The organism is Alteromonas sp. ABH2_165 (genome assembly GCF_056159945.1).
Genome location: NZ_JBSWWF010000003.1, coordinates 137,695 through 152,177, shown reverse-complemented (window position 1 = coordinate 152,177; position 14,483 = coordinate 137,695). Strand labels below are relative to the sequence as shown.

At 47.5% G+C, this 14,483-nt stretch carries 11 protein-coding genes; 5 read left to right on the top strand and 6 right to left on the bottom strand.

The features are described from left to right. Nucleotides 1-34 precede the first annotated feature (34 nt). The 3 genes from ACXAFQ_RS07985 to ACXAFQ_RS07975 form a co-directional block, all read right to left on the bottom strand. Nucleotides 35-1,156, bottom strand: coding sequence for an L-talarate/galactarate dehydratase (locus tag ACXAFQ_RS07985; RefSeq protein ID WP_474819662.1), 1,122 nt, complete (start codon nt 1,154-1,156; stop codon nt 35-37). An 86-nt stretch (nt 1,157-1,242) separates the two neighbouring features. Next, nucleotides 1,243-2,454 carry a glycoside hydrolase family 88/105 protein gene (locus tag ACXAFQ_RS07980; RefSeq protein WP_474819659.1) on the bottom strand — a complete coding sequence of 404 codons (1,212 nt, stop codon included), beginning with the start codon at nt 2,452-2,454 and terminating at the stop codon, nt 1,243-1,245. Nucleotides 2,455-2,490: 36 nt separating this feature from the next. Continuing rightward, the gene (locus ACXAFQ_RS07975; RefSeq protein WP_474819657.1) at nt 2,491-3,855 is read right to left on the bottom strand and encodes a glycoside hydrolase family 28 protein; all 1,365 of its coding nucleotides are present in this window, start codon (nt 3,853-3,855) and stop codon (nt 2,491-2,493) included. Nucleotides 3,856-4,085: 230 nt separating this feature from the next. On the opposite strand from ACXAFQ_RS07975, the gene ACXAFQ_RS07970 reads away from it, so the two are divergent. The 4 genes from ACXAFQ_RS07970 to ACXAFQ_RS07955 all read left to right on the top strand — a co-directional run bounded on the left by ACXAFQ_RS07970 (nt 4,086) and on the right by ACXAFQ_RS07955 (nt 8,787). After that, on the top strand, nt 4,086-4,829 hold the full coding sequence (locus ACXAFQ_RS07970) for a FadR/GntR family transcriptional regulator (protein ID WP_474819653.1): 744 nt from the start codon (nt 4,086-4,088) through the stop codon (nt 4,827-4,829). 143 nt (nt 4,830-4,972) lie between these two features. Next, nucleotides 4,973-5,881, top strand: coding sequence for a 5-dehydro-4-deoxyglucarate dehydratase (gene kdgD, locus ACXAFQ_RS07965; RefSeq protein WP_474819648.1), 909 nt, complete (start codon nt 4,973-4,975; stop codon nt 5,879-5,881). A gap of 35 nt (nt 5,882-5,916) precedes the next feature. Continuing rightward, nucleotides 5,917-7,356, top strand: a complete 1,440-nt coding sequence (locus tag ACXAFQ_RS07960) for an aldehyde dehydrogenase family protein (protein WP_474819644.1) — start codon at nt 5,917-5,919, stop codon at nt 7,354-7,356. Between the two features lie 108 nt (nt 7,357-7,464). After that, the gene (locus tag ACXAFQ_RS07955; protein WP_474819641.1) at nt 7,465-8,787 is read left to right on the top strand and encodes an MFS transporter; all 1,323 of its coding nucleotides are present in this window, start codon (nt 7,465-7,467) and stop codon (nt 8,785-8,787) included. 74 nt (nt 8,788-8,861) lie between these two features. On the opposite strand, the gene ahpF is transcribed toward ACXAFQ_RS07955, so the two are convergent. Together ahpF and ahpC are read right to left on the bottom strand one after the other, a co-directional pair. Beyond that, on the bottom strand, nt 8,862-10,442 hold the full coding sequence (ahpF, locus tag ACXAFQ_RS07950; protein WP_474819637.1) for an alkyl hydroperoxide reductase subunit F: 1,581 nt from the start codon (nt 10,440-10,442) through the stop codon (nt 8,862-8,864). A 76-nt stretch (nt 10,443-10,518) separates the two neighbouring features. Further along, on the bottom strand, nt 10,519-11,076 hold the full coding sequence (ahpC, locus tag ACXAFQ_RS07945) for an alkyl hydroperoxide reductase subunit C (protein ID WP_474820364.1): 558 nt from the start codon (nt 11,074-11,076) through the stop codon (nt 10,519-10,521). Nucleotides 11,077-11,367: 291 nt separating this feature from the next. On the opposite strand from ahpC, the gene ACXAFQ_RS07940 reads away from it, so the two are divergent. Further along, nucleotides 11,368-12,729, top strand: a complete 1,362-nt coding sequence (locus tag ACXAFQ_RS07940) for a DUF2252 family protein (protein ID WP_474819634.1) — start codon at nt 11,368-11,370, stop codon at nt 12,727-12,729. Nucleotides 12,730-12,752: 23 nt separating this feature from the next. Here ACXAFQ_RS07940 and ACXAFQ_RS07935 read toward each other — a convergent pair whose 3' ends face one another. Further along, nucleotides 12,753-14,441, bottom strand: a complete 1,689-nt coding sequence (locus ACXAFQ_RS07935) for a response regulator (protein WP_474819632.1) — start codon at nt 14,439-14,441, stop codon at nt 12,753-12,755. Between the last annotated feature and the right edge of the window lie 42 nt (nt 14,442-14,483).

Sequence of the window (14,483 nt, the reverse complement as noted above, 5' to 3'; positions counted from 1 at the left end):
GTTAGTACCACATATCAGCGTAGTGATTTCGCCATTATGACCGTCCAACGGATGCTGACTCACGGGTTAGCTGACGCATCTTAGGCGTTAGGCTGAAGCCCAATCCCGGACGGTCAGGCACCCACATACGTCCATCGCGAATTTCTGGTTGCTCTTCAAATAAGGGAGATAGCCATTCAAAATGCTCTACCCATGGCTCTGTTGGGTACGCCGCAGCTAAATGTAAATGAATTTCCATGGCGAAGTGCGGTGCGAGGGCCAGTCCAGCATGATTTGCCAGAGTCGCGAAGCGTAAGAAAGGCGTGATACCACCAATGCGAGGGGCATCTGGTTGCACAATACCTTGATAGCCGGCATTGACCAGCGCCATATGCTCGCTAACGGACGTTAGCATTTCGCCGGTGGCGATAGGCGTATCGAATGTGGTCGACAACTGCGCATGGCCCACGGCATCCCAGGCATCTAGCGGTTCTTCAATCCATACCAAATCGAACTGTTCCAGCTCGCGGCACATTCTTTTTGCCCGGGCTCTGTCCCACTGTTGGTTGGCATCAACCATTAAAGGCACGTCTCCGAGGTGCTCACGAATGGCTGCAACCCGCTTTAAATCGAGTCGCCAATCTGGTTGCCCGACTTTAATTTTAATGGCGCCAATACCGGCTTCTAACGATGCTGTGGATTTGTCTTTAATTTCATCCACCGAGGCTTGTAAGAAACCCCCTGAAGTATTGTAAACGCGGCAAGAATCGCGGTGTGCGCCAAGTAGCTTTGCCAGCGGCAACCCTGCCCTGCGGGCTTTCAGATCCCACAGTGCAACATCCAGTGCTGCAATGGCTTGCGTTGCAACACCTGACCGCCCAACGGACGCACCGGCCCATAACAACGTATCGTAAATTTTGGCGATATCAGAAGGGTCTTGACCGATAGCGACTTCAGCAATTTCCTTAAGATGACGAAACTGGGCAGGTCCACCCGCACGCTTCGAATAGCTGAATCCCATGCCGCGGAAACCATCTTCAGTCAGCACTTCCACAAACAACATCACCATTTCGCTCAGTGGCTTTTGTTTGCCGGTAAGCACCTTGGCATCGCTCACCGGGTTATCAATAGGTAACACTACATGTGACAAATTAATATGTCGTATTGCATCTGGCATGATTGCATTCCTTAAGTCTTGGTTTTAACGGGTACTCGCAAGGCGCAGCCTCTTTTAAATACGGGCTTACTGCATCGCGGCACCGGTTACTTCTGTTTCAATTTAATCAGTTCGATACCCGCCAAAATATACGGGCCAATACCGTGGGCGTCATCGGTCACTTTTGCTTCATTTACGTAATACTCAAAACTGCCTGAACGATAAGGGTTCCCGCCCAGCCCTGCGCTGCCGCAAATATTGGTAAGATGCACTTGGCCGGTGTCGCTATCTGTAACGATGAGTTCTTCAGTCAGGCCATCGAACGCCTTTTGTGCAACAGGTGTCCAATCTTTGGTGAGATACCCAAGTCGTACCCCCTTCGCGATAGCATAGGCAAACATGGCAGTACCAGAGGCTTCTTCATAGTTGCCTTCCCGACCCACCTGATCGGTCACTTGTAACCAAATACCCGATGCTTGTTGCCAAGGTTTAAGGGCGTTCATCAGTTGCTTGAATATACCGAGTAGTTGTTGTCTTTTACCGTGATCAGCAGGCATCACTTCCAGCGTGTCTACCAGCGCCATGGCATACCATCCCATGGCACGTGACCAGAAATGCTGTGACAACCCAGTTTCCTCATCGGCCCACTGTTGCAGGCGACTTTCGTCCCAGCCATGAAACAACAAGCCGGTTTTCTCATCTCTGGTTTTGCTTTCAATTAAGGTGAACTGCAACGCGATATCATCAAACACAGCACTGTCTTCGCCGAAAGTGTGGGCGTATTGAGCAAGGTACGCACTGCCCATGTACAGTCCGTCTAGCCACATTTGCCAGGGATAAATGCGCTTGTGCCAAAATCCTCCTTCACGGGTTCGCGGCTGCCAATCGAGTTGCTGACGCAATTGCTGCATGGCTTTTAGATAGCGGGGATCTTGCGTTTGCTCGTAGAACATAAACAGCAATTTACCGGCATTGATATCATCGATATTAAATTCGTAAATCACGTAGTCTTTAATATTGCCATTCTCGTCAATGAGCGAGTCTACCCAGGTTTTGGCATAATTGAGGTAGGCCTCATTACCGGTTTCCTGATACAAACGCTGGAAGCCGAGTAATACTAAACCATAGGTATAAGACCAATCTGGCTCTGTTAGCCCTTTGTGTGGGCGCATCGCCCAGGCCTCAGGACTACGCGCCATGGTGGTATTGGCGACTTTTTCTACCCACGACAATTCGTCCGCATTGCTGTGTATTGCTACGCATGCTGTTAGAAGGGATGTGCAGGTAAACGTGGTAATGATTTTTCTAAATAATTTCATTTTTGCGTCCAACAATTTTATCTGGTTATCGTAACTTCACTTGTGCCAGTCGAGAGCGCCGTTAATGCGCTGGCCATTCACACTGACATTATCGAAAACCAGGTTTTTCACATTTTCCAATGTCATCTGATGTTCTACCGTGGTCACCGTTACGTTTCGAAACACTAAGTCTTCAACGGGAATTTCATCTGGCCCGTGAACTTCCAGAAACGTCCCTGCTTTTTCCACCGTCACATTGTTAAACACGATATCGCGGTATCTGGAAGGGTGTTTGCCGTCTAACTCGCCGGGATAATTCAGTTGAAACCAAAACAGGCTTTCGAACGCTTCAACCTGAAGATCGCTCACCCGAATGTGTTCCACTACACCGCCCCTATCCATATTGGCTTTAAAGCGCACCGCAGACACACCTGAACGAAGGATATTATTGGTAAACCAGACATAACGAATGTCACCCGACATCTCACTACCTAGTGCAATACCGTCTTCACCGCCCATATCATTATTGCGCACCACAATGTACTCAGAGGGAACACCCACGTCTCTGCCATCCCGGTCTCTTCCCGACTTAACCACTATAGAATCATCGCCAGTCCGAAAGACATTATCTTCAATTAATACCCAGGAACTTGAATCTACATCCACGCCATCATTGTTCGCGTGATGACTGTTCACCTTAAGATCTCGCACGGTGGCATGGGTGGTGTACACCAAATGATTAACCCAGAATGGGGAGTTGCGGGTCTCATACCCTTCAAGCAACACGCGCTCTGCGCCGAATATCTGAATAAGACTGGGGCGCAAGAGGTGCCCTTCACCAAACTGACGTTGCGAAAGCGGCACACCGTCAATGCCCATTTTTCTTAATGCCAGCTGGTCTGGCTTTTCTTGCGGGTGCCAGGAGAAAAATTCACTGCTCTCGTTGCCGTCGATAATGCCTGTACCGGTAATCGCAATATCATGCACATCGTGGGCATAGATAAATGGCGAGTAGCCGAACATTTCTGTTCCTTCCCAGCGCGTTTTTACCACTGGCAGGTAATGTTCGGGTTTGGCGCTAAAGAGCAAATGGGCGCCTTCACTAATATGCAGATTAATATTACTTTTTAAGTGTATAGGTCCATTCACCAACCACTTTCCTTGCGGCACAATAACCCGGCCACCACCGGCATCAGCAGCATCGTTGATTGCTTTGATGACTGCATCACGAATGTCGATAGGCGCTTTGGCCATATCGTGGTTAATGTAATCACTTACATTAAAATCGTTAGCGGGAATTTGTGGTGCTTTTATTTCTCTAACAATACTCTCTACCGACGGCATAACAGCACTATCAGCCACTGCCTGAAAACCACAGCCTAGTACTGCCAAACTAAAAAAGAGCCGTGTTACCTTTTTCATTCCCATGAAGAATCCTTTTTGATTACCATGTTGACCTTGCATGACAAACGCTTGCTAACCGCCTGTAAGTGGCATCGGCGAATTCACTGCTTAGCCTTCTCTTGCGATACAATTGCTTTATACTTGTGCCTGAATATCGGCAAAAAAATACAATGTACAAGCGCCAGGTTGTATGTCATCGTACAACCATGTTAACAAAAGTTTAAAGTTTAGCAACAAATTATTCGCTTATGATTTCGTCTTCAAAAAAACGTACCACTAGTCTGACTCAGGAATTAGTCGACCAACTAACCGCCCTCATAGCCCAGGGTTCGCTGAAGCCAGGTGATAAATTGCCTACGGAATCTTCTTTAATGAAGCAGTACGGTGTGAGTCGTACTGTCGTTAGAGAAGCTATCTCCCGTTTACAAGCTGCAGGTTTAGCTGAAACCCGCCACGGTGTAGGCACCTTCATTTTAGCGAGTTCCAGCGGTGCCCCACTCATTCTGGATGCAGCAGAATTAAACACATTAGAAGACGTTATTGAGATACTCGAACTGCGCATAAGCCTTGAGGTAGAAAGCGCGGCATTAGCGGCGGAAAGGCGTTCTGAAGCGCAACTCGCTGAGCTCAAAGCAACGCTGGACGCCCTGACAGCACTGGATCCGAGGGAAGATGAAGGTTCCAAACTGGACTTCAGATTCCATTCTCAAATCGCGAAAGCGTCAGGCAATCGTTACTTTATTGATATTTTGAATCAGTTCGGCAATGTGATCATTCCCCGCAACCGGATTAAAGGCACAGCGATTTCTGAAGCTAATCAACAGGCCTATCTCAACCGGGTGAATATGGAACATGAAGACATTTATCTCGCCATCGCCAGACAAGATCCGTCGTCGGCTCGCGCAGCAATGAGAATGCACTTAACCAACAGTAAAGAGCGCCACCGCACCCTGTACATGGCTGCACAAGCCAGTGAAAAACGCCCGCATTAATCATTCGCCAGCTTAGTAAAACAAGCTGGCCACCCTCGCAAAACATCAAACATTTTACATACAATTAACTTTTGATCTTGACTCTCCTTATTTTTGAGTTGTACGATGTCCTACAACTTAAATCAGAATAATTGGAGTTTCCCATGTCCCCTGACGCACTCAAAAAAACCATAGGATCAGGCTTACTGTCATTTCCAGTGACGGATTTTAACAATGATGGCAGTTTCAATGCAGACAGTTATGCCAGCCGACTTGAATGGCTCGCGCCGTTTGGTGCCAGCGCATTGTTTGCAGCCGGTGGAACCGGTGAATTTTTCTCTCTCGACTTCAATGATTACAGTCAGGTAGTAAAAACGGCGGTAGACACCTGTCGAGGCGAAGTCCCCATTATTGCTGGCGCTGGCGGTTCCCTGCCCTGCGCCATTGCTCAGGCACAGGAAGCACAGCGTGTTGGCGCTCAGGGCATTTTATTGCTTCCGCACTATCTCACTGAAGCGAGCCAGCAAGGTCTTATCAACTATGTCAGTAGCGTTTGTGATGCTATCGACATCGGCGTTATTGTTTACAACCGTAATGTGTGTCAGCTCACCGCCACCAGTTTGGAAATACTGGCTGAGCGCTGCCCTAACCTTATCGGATTTAAAGACGGCCTTGGTCAAATAGAGCCCATGGTTACCATTCGTCGACGCCTTGGTGATCGCCTGTCGTATTTGGGTGGCCTGCCAACGGCTGAAGTCTATGCGGCCGCCTATAAAGCCATTGGCGTACCGGTTTATTCCTCTGCAGTATTTAATTTTATTCCCTCAACTGCCATGAAGTTCTATAACGCATTGGCCAGTGGTGATACCGCAACAACCGAACATTTAATCGATACCTTCTTCCTTCCACTGCTCGAAATCAGAAATCAGTGCCCGGGATACGCCGTGAGTATTGTTAAAGCCGGAGCGAAAATTATCGGTCGCGACGCTGGCCCGGTAAGAGCCCCACTTACCGACTTGAATAGCGATGAAATGGACAAGCTCGCTGCACTCATCGATAAACTGGAAGCATAAATTCTCACTGATAACAGATTATAACGGAGCGTCAAATGGACGATTACAAAAAGCATTTTATAAACGGCAGCTGGGTTGAAAGTACTTCCACTAGCGAAAATATAAACCCATCCGATCTTAGCGACATTATCGGCAACTATGCTAGCGGCGATGAGCATACTATTAATCAGGCTGTTGAAGCGGCAAAACAGGCCTTTCCTTCATGGTCACAAAGTAATATTCAGGCACGTTCAAATGCGCTGGATTTCATCGGCAATGAAATTCTCGCCCGGGCCTCAGAGCTCGGCGAACTATTAGCCAGAGAAGAAGGGAAACCCCTTGGCGAAGCCACCGGAGAAGTGAACCGGGCTGGTCAGATATTTAAATTTTTCGCTGGCGAGTGTTTGCGTCTGAGTGGTGAAATATTGCCTTCAGTACGTCCTGCCATAGATATCAACGTCACCCGGGAACCGCTTGGCGTGGTGGGCCTCATCACGCCGTGGAATTTCCCCATCGCCATTCCGGCGTGGAAAGTTGCGCCCGCACTAGCCTACGGCAACTGTGTGGTACTTAAACCGGCTGAGCTGGTTTCAGGAAGTGCCTGGGCGCTGGCAGAAATAATTTCCCGTTCAGGCATACCTGATGGTGTGTTTAATATGGTAATGGGTAAAGGCAGCGTATTGGGTAACGCACTGGTAGAGCACGCCGATGTGGCCGCAATCAGTTTCACCGGCAGTGTAAAAACCGGCCGCCATATTGCGTCGCGATGCGTCGCTCGTCAGGCGAAAGTGCAACTTGAGATGGGCGGCAAGAACCCGCAAATTATTCTCGACGATGCCGATTTAGATAAAGCCGTTGAGCTCTCAGTACAAAGCGCCTATTACTCCACTGGTCAACGTTGTACGGCCTCAAGCCGCCTTATCGTTACCGATAAAATTTATCCTCAGTTCATTGAAAAAATGCAACAGCGATTAAGTAAGATTCGAGTCGGTCATGCGTTAGACAGCACAACGGATATCGGACCTGTGGTCTCGCAGAGTCAGTTAGATCAGAACCAGTCTTATCTAAAAATAGCCCAGGATGAGGGAGCGACGCTGGCACTTGGCGGTGAGCTATTAAAACGAGAGTCCGATGGCTACTTTATGGCGCCGGCGTTATTCACCGAGACCACATCAGAAATGCGGATAAATCGCGAAGAAGTGTTTGGGCCAGTCGCCAGTGTATTGCGGGCATCAGACTATGAACACGCCGTGGCATTAGCCAACGACACAGAGTTTGGCTTATCTGCCGGTATTGCTACCCAGTCATTAAAATATGCCCGTCATTTTCAGCGAAACGCACGCGCAGGTATGGTGATGGTAAACCTGCCTACGGCAGGGGTGGATTATCATGTGCCGTTTGGCGGCTGCAAGTCCTCATCTTACGGTTCCCGTGAACAAGGTAAATATGCGCAGGAATTCTATACCACAGTGAAAACCAGTTATCTGGGATTGTAAGTCACTGCATGTAACCCGGGTACAGCAAGCCGTTTTGCAGTACCCGTGTTGTCCGGTAAGATGCTGTCGCCCGGTATTTTACGTTCACTGAATAGAAAAGAGAGAATAATGAATTCAGCAAAGCCTACACGGGTTCGATATCAGATCCTGTTAATGATTTTTCTGGTCACCACGATCAACTATGCCGACAGAGCTACACTGTCTATAGCCGGCTCTAGTATTCAGGATGATCTGGGAATTAACGCCGTAAGCCTGGGCTATATTTTCTCCGCATTTGGTTGGGCCTATGTGATAGGTCAGATCCCAGGTGGCTGGCTACTCGATAAATTTGGCTCAAAGAAAGTGTATGCGGCCAGTATTTTCACCTGGTCCTTATTTACCCTACTGCAATCTTTCGTGGGTTATTTCAGCTTTATCAATGTTGTTGTTTTGCTGTTCATTTTGCGCGCCATGGTGGGTATTGCCGAAGCGCCCTCTTTTCCGGGCAATGCCAGAATTGTTTCAGCCTGGTTTCCTACTGCCGAGCGAGGCACGGCATCGGCGGTGTTTAACTCTGCGCAATATTTCGCCACCGTGCTGTTTGCCCCATTGATGGGTTGGATAACCTACACCGCCGGTTGGCAATATGTATTTTTTGTGATGGGTGCATGTGGCATTGTTTTTTCAGCAATTTGGCTGAAAGTCATTTATAGCCCCCGAAACCACCCTAGCATTAATGCTGCAGAGCTCGATTACATTGGCAATAACGGGGGCCTTATTAATATGGATTCCCCAAATGTTGAAAAAACCAAACCCACTTTTTCTCACGTACGATATTTGCTCAGTAGCAGAATGCTGCTTGGCGTTTATTTTGGCCAATACTGCATTAATGCCATTACTTATTTTTTCCTCACTTGGTTTCCGGTTTATCTGGTGCAAGAACACAATATGACCATCCTTAAAGCGGGCATTGTGGCTTCATTGCCGGCTATTTGCGGATTCATCGGCGGTATTCTGGGTGGTGTGATTTCCGATACCTTCCTGCGAAAAGGCTACTCTTTAAGCGTTGCCCGAAAAACTCCCATCGTGGTGGGTTTGTTACTTTCCACCAGCATTCTCGTTTGTAACTACATCGATACTCAATGGATGGTCATCGCCTTTATGGCGTTAGCATTCTTTGGAAAAGGATTAGGCGCCCTCGGCTGGGCGGTCGTGTCTGATACATCACCGAAACAAATCGCCGGTTTGTCTGGTGGACTGTTTAACACCTTCGGTAATGTTGCATCTATCACCACGCCCATCATTATTGGCTACATTGTCACCGCGAACGGTTCATTTGAGTGGGCGCTGGTATACGTAGCAGCAAATGCGGCGCTGGCGGTGTTCTCGTATTTGTTCATTGTTGGCAAAATAGAGCGTGTCGAGTTGCCGGCAACGGCGACGACTCCGTGATATTCACACATCTATTCATATAGAAAAACGGCACCCGCTGGGTGCCGTTTGCTATTTCGTTTTACACTAAATGGTTATGCCGTCTTTTCAGACTCTGGCACTTCGTGCTGTAACAGATATTCAAAGGCAGACAACGATGCTTTCGCCCCCTCACCCATTGAAATCACAATCTGTTTGTACGGTACTGTCGTTACGTCACCGGCAGCGAAAATACCTTTTTCAGATGTCACGCACTTGTTATCAACGATGATTTCACCATGCTTGGTCATATCGACAACGCCTTCCATAAACTGGCTGTTTGGCACTAAACCAATTTGTACAAACACGCCGGCGAGTGGCAACGTTGTAACTTCTTCGGTTTCACGGTTCTTGTACTCAATACCCGTCACTTTACCGTTTTCAGCAACAATTTGGTTGGTTGCCACGTTGCGCAGAATCGTCACGTTGTCGCGTTTTTCTGCCTGTTTAACCAGTACTTCATCGGCTTTCAGCGTCGGCATAAATTCAAATACCGTCACCGATTTCACGATACCCGCCAGGTCAAGTGCAGCCTCGATTCCCGAGTTACCACCACCGATTACCGCTACATCCTTGCCTTTAAAGAAAGGACCGTCGCAGTGCGGGCAGTATGCCACACCATTACCTACGTTCTCTTTCTCGCCTGGTACGCCGAGTTCTCTCCAACGTGCACCGGTGGCAACAATGATGGTACGAGTGCGAATTTCTTCACCCGATGACAAGGCAACTACCTTGATATCGCCGCGCTCGATGTTTTCGACTTTCACGTGCTCTTTGAGCGTGATTTCGTAATCCTTCATGTGTGTCAGAAGGTTACCCACAAGCTCAGGACCAGTAGTTTTGGAAACAGAAATTAAATTCTCGATACCCATCGTATCTTTAACCTGACCACCAAAACGGTCAGCAACGATAGTCACTTTTAAGCCTTTACGTGCGCTATAAATCGCGGCACTTACGCCAGCCGGACCGCCACCAATAACGGTAACGTCTTGCAATGGCATACTCTTACCCTTATTCGCCTCTTTCAGACTAGGGTCACGCTCTAATAGCTTGTCGATTAATGTAGACGCATCTACTTTACCGTTAGCGAACAACTCGCCATTCAGGTACACACTAGGTACACCTTGAATATCACGTTCTTCAATCAACTTCGGATATACACCACCGTCAATCATTTCTGAAGTGATGTTAGGATTCAGCAACGCAAACTGGTTGAGCGCCTGAACCACGTCCGGACAGTTGTGACAGCTTAAGCTAATGAACACTTCAAAGTGCAGGGGTTCATTTACACCCTTCACAATATTTTGTACATTTTCATCGACTTTTAATGCAGTGCCAGATGAGTGAAGCAGTGCCAGGATAAGTGAGTTAAACTCATGACCACCTGGAACGCCTGAGAAGCGAATGCCTGTGTCTTCACCGTCAGCCTCTATAAGAAAACTGGTAGCACTACGAAGAACGCCGTCGGTATCTCGTTCTTCCAGTTTGATTTTGTCACTTACACTTGCAACGCCAGACAGAAATTCAACCAGTTCATTGCGCTTGGCATGTTCGCCAGTTTGTACAACGAATGTTACATCTTTCTGCATCGATGCGGTGTAGCCTTTCAATGCTTGTAAAATTTCTTTAGTTAACACGGTATATCTGCCTTTTGTTTCAGTGTTAAGAAGGTGCAGGCAGTGGCCTGCACCCAATCAGGAACGCTAGGTAAGCTTAGATTTTGCCTACCAGGTCCAGTGAAGGTGCTAATGTCTCTTCACCTTCTTTCCATTTTGCCGGGCATACTTCACCTGGGTGAGAGGCTACGTATTGCGCCGCTTTAACTTTACGTACTACGTCATCTGCTTCACGACCGATACCTTCTGCAGTGATTTCCATCGCCTGAACGATACCGTCCGGGTCGATTACAAACGTACCACGGTCAGCCAGACCCATGTTTTCACGCATACAATCAAAGTTACGCGTGATTTCACCAGTAGGGTCGCCAATCATCGCAAACTTGATTTTGCCGATAGTGTCTGAAGACGCGTGCCATGCAGCGTGTGTAAAGTGAGTATCAGTAGATACTGAGAATACTTCTACGCCACGTGATTGCAGTTCTTCGTACTTGTCAGCCATGTCGCCAAGCTCAGTAGGACATACAAAAGTGAAGTCAGCTGGGTAAAAGATAAATACCGCCCACTTTCCTTTGATGTCTTCGCTGCTTACTTCTACAAATTCACCATCTTTAAATGCGTTTGCTTTAAAAGGTTTGATAGCAGTGTTAATAATTGCCATTGTTAATCTCCATTAATGTAGTTTATTTTGTGTCTTTTCGCGCCGGTTACACCAGCTGACAAAGTGACACGGTATTTACGTAATAATTTAGAACTTGGTTTGCCCTGTGTTGAGTAACAAACCCTGTTCTGTTGACTTGAGACAAGATTAAACTCACTGAGTTTAAAAAGATAATTAGTAATGTTGAACGGTCCAATCAGTTTTTGCGATTACCAAGCCAATGTTTGAGCGAAAAAACTCAATGGCCGATTCTGACAAACTCAAATAATAAGTTCAAGTGACGTTATGATGACAGAAAATAGCTTTGCCGGACTGAGTCCGCGACACCAATTTGTCGATACACACATTCTGCGAATCGATGGGCGCTCTCCCGATCCTTTGCTTATCAAGCACGCTAAAATGGCACAGTCGCCTTTTACATTCTATCGTGGAAGTGCCCAGCTTTTTTACGCCGACTGGAAGGCTGGAAATGTACAATTTGACGCTGCCCTGCTCTCCTTGCCGTTAACGTGCGTGGTAGGCGACTGTCACATGAGTAACTTTGGCTTTATGACCGAAGAAGGCTCTCACGGCGATACCATTATTTTTTCTCCCAATGATTTTGACGATGCCTGCGTAGGTCATGCCGGATGGGATATTGTTCGCTTTCTTGTGTCGCTTGAGCTTGCCAGAGAACATTGTGAAGGCGTGCGCAGCGGTAAATATGAATCGCCTAAGCAGGTTACGATTAAAGCCGTTATCGATAGTGAACACGTTGAGCTCGCCATGGACGCCTTTCTCGATGGCTACCTCACAGTATGCGAACGGGTCGCTGACGACCCTACAGCACTTTATGATGCCGTAGAAGACATCATGCCCGGCACCCGTTTGCACAAATTTTACAATAAAGCTTGCGCCAGAGCTGCAGGCGGTGAGGAATTTTTAACCAAAAGTGCGCTGGCCAAGGCCGTGCAAATGCGAGATGACGGTTTGGCATTTCGCAAAAATAGTGACAAATTCACCCCATTAGCTCCGCATTATTATACTGCGGTTAAACAAGCCTTTGCCCCGTATATGGATGACGATGTCATTGATATTGTTCAGCGCAATCATGCTGGTACCGGTTCAAACAACCTCGATCGCTTTTATTTTCTCGTCGGCCCGGCCAAGCCCCATAATGAAGCCACCTTCGCCCGTTGCCATATTGTCGAAGTAAAGCAGCAGCGAGAAGCGGCTCCTCTGTTTTATTATCCAGATTTATCACCGGTCAACCGATTAAACCCCGCCCATTTAACCGCTCGCTGTCAACGTAAAATGAAGCGACGACCAGACCTCTTACTCGACGAAGCCGAATGGTCGGATAAACACTGGCTTATTCGTTCAAGACACCACGCACGAGTGGGGATAAGCCCAGAAGATATCTGTATGGGTAACCGTAGTATTGACGGAGGATTTGTGGATTTTGCGCAAGTTTGCGGAGAAGCGCTGGCATTTGCACATTGTCGCGGAGACCGCCGCTCTGTGGAGTTTGAATTAGCGGCCTTGACGGTACTAGAAGCAAACCGGGATGCGCTGCGCAGGATCAGTATGGAGTATGCAGAACAAGTTAAGTCAGACCATGCTGATTGGGTAGCTTACTTTCGAGGACAACGCTCAGCAACATGCTGAGCGATTGTTGAAAGCCGGAGTAGTTAACTCAACAGGTTGTCTGAAACCGTCTTTTTCTCCTGGATTTGCGCGGCGATATTCATCTGCGCAATGTATTCATCTCGCTTCGCCGCTTGGGCAGGCCCCAGGTAATCGTCACTCAGTAACACTGCCGCTTTCACCGCGGTTTCGATTTGCGCGTTGTTAAGCGGTTCTTTTTTATTTAGTTGTACCATGATTTTCAACAAACTAAGCGCAATCTGCTTGTTGTCGGGAGAAAGCGTCAGCGCTTGTTTAAGATTTTGATAAGCCGGGCCAAAACGGTTTTCTTTGTAATTCACCGCCGCCATTTCTTTCAGTTCGCGAGTTGTGAAGTTGATTTCTTTTCTCTCAATGGATTCTTGTTTGAGATATTCATCAACCACCTGACTGGTGAAAGTATCACCTGCAATCTGACGATGTAATTTCTCTAACATCGATAAGCAATGTTCACGCATACCGAGCTCATGAAATGCTTTCATTTTGTCGAGATTGTCTTCCATCGATAATCCGTCGGTATCCGGACGCTTCGTCTTCATGATGGCTTCAGCTGACTTTTTGTCATTTTTCAAGCACAGCAGTCTTGCTTGCAACACTGCGCGTTGATCGGCGAGTTCTTTGTCTAGCCCTTGTTGGCGCTCAAATTCAATAAGGTCGGTTTCAACTTTCTTAACTAACTTCTCCGCTTCGGCCCCATTAGCCGATGTCGCTACATCGACTGTCGCTCGCAGTACATTGAGTGTCAGCTCGGGAGAATCATGGATAGAATTTTTTGCATATTTCGCCATATTTTGAACGGCGAGCAGTTGCCCCAACTTGTCATGATTCAGCCTTGCCAGGTCCCAAACCCGTTTATTGCGCTCAATATTCCTGGGAGCTAGCTTACTTGCCTCGCGCATTTGCTCATACGCTTTATCAAACTGTTCTTTCTCGATGTAATATTGCGCCAGCAAGTCATAGGTCATAAAACGGGTATCATCCCGCGCCAGTAAGTCTTCCAGCAAACTTTCGGCTTCTTCCATTTTATGCTGCCGTAGCAGCGCCCGGGCAAGACCTATGTGTATCCAGGCATGATCGTACTGTTTCAACAGGTCGTGAAAATAGGACTCCGCTTTGCTGTAGTCTCGCAGTGCAAGGTAACTTTCACCAATAATGCGCTTCAACCGTGGATGAAATTCACTCACGGTTTTATCCGTTAGCTGGCGCTCTGCGTAATAAATTGCCGAGGAGTAGTCATGATTTTGCAGACAGCAGAGCAACTTATGTAACTTTCTACGAATATTGAGCAGATATTGAAATCGCTGAGTGACACGCTTCTTATCTAACGGCTTAACCCAAAAATCATCCGGTTGAAGCTCAACAATACAATTGACCAGTGCCTGGCTCGTTTCTGCACTAAGAAACACAACCGTCGTTTTATCAGTAATATGCTGATAATGCTTGAGTTCTTCAAACAGATGGAAGCCGTCTTTATCGCTGCTGACATTGAATGCGATCATGACGATGTCGTACACGTTTTCATCACACAACCGAATGGCATGAAAAGCATTAAATGCACTGTCGACGCGAAGAATGCCCGCATCTTTCAGCGCATTACTTACCACATCATGGACTAACCCCTGATTATCAATAATAAGTGCTTTTAAATCATCAACAGGCGTGACGGGGGGAAACTTTTCCAATGTTCTGTCCATTTTTACTGCAATCTGAGGAATAGCAGACGCAATCGATAAACT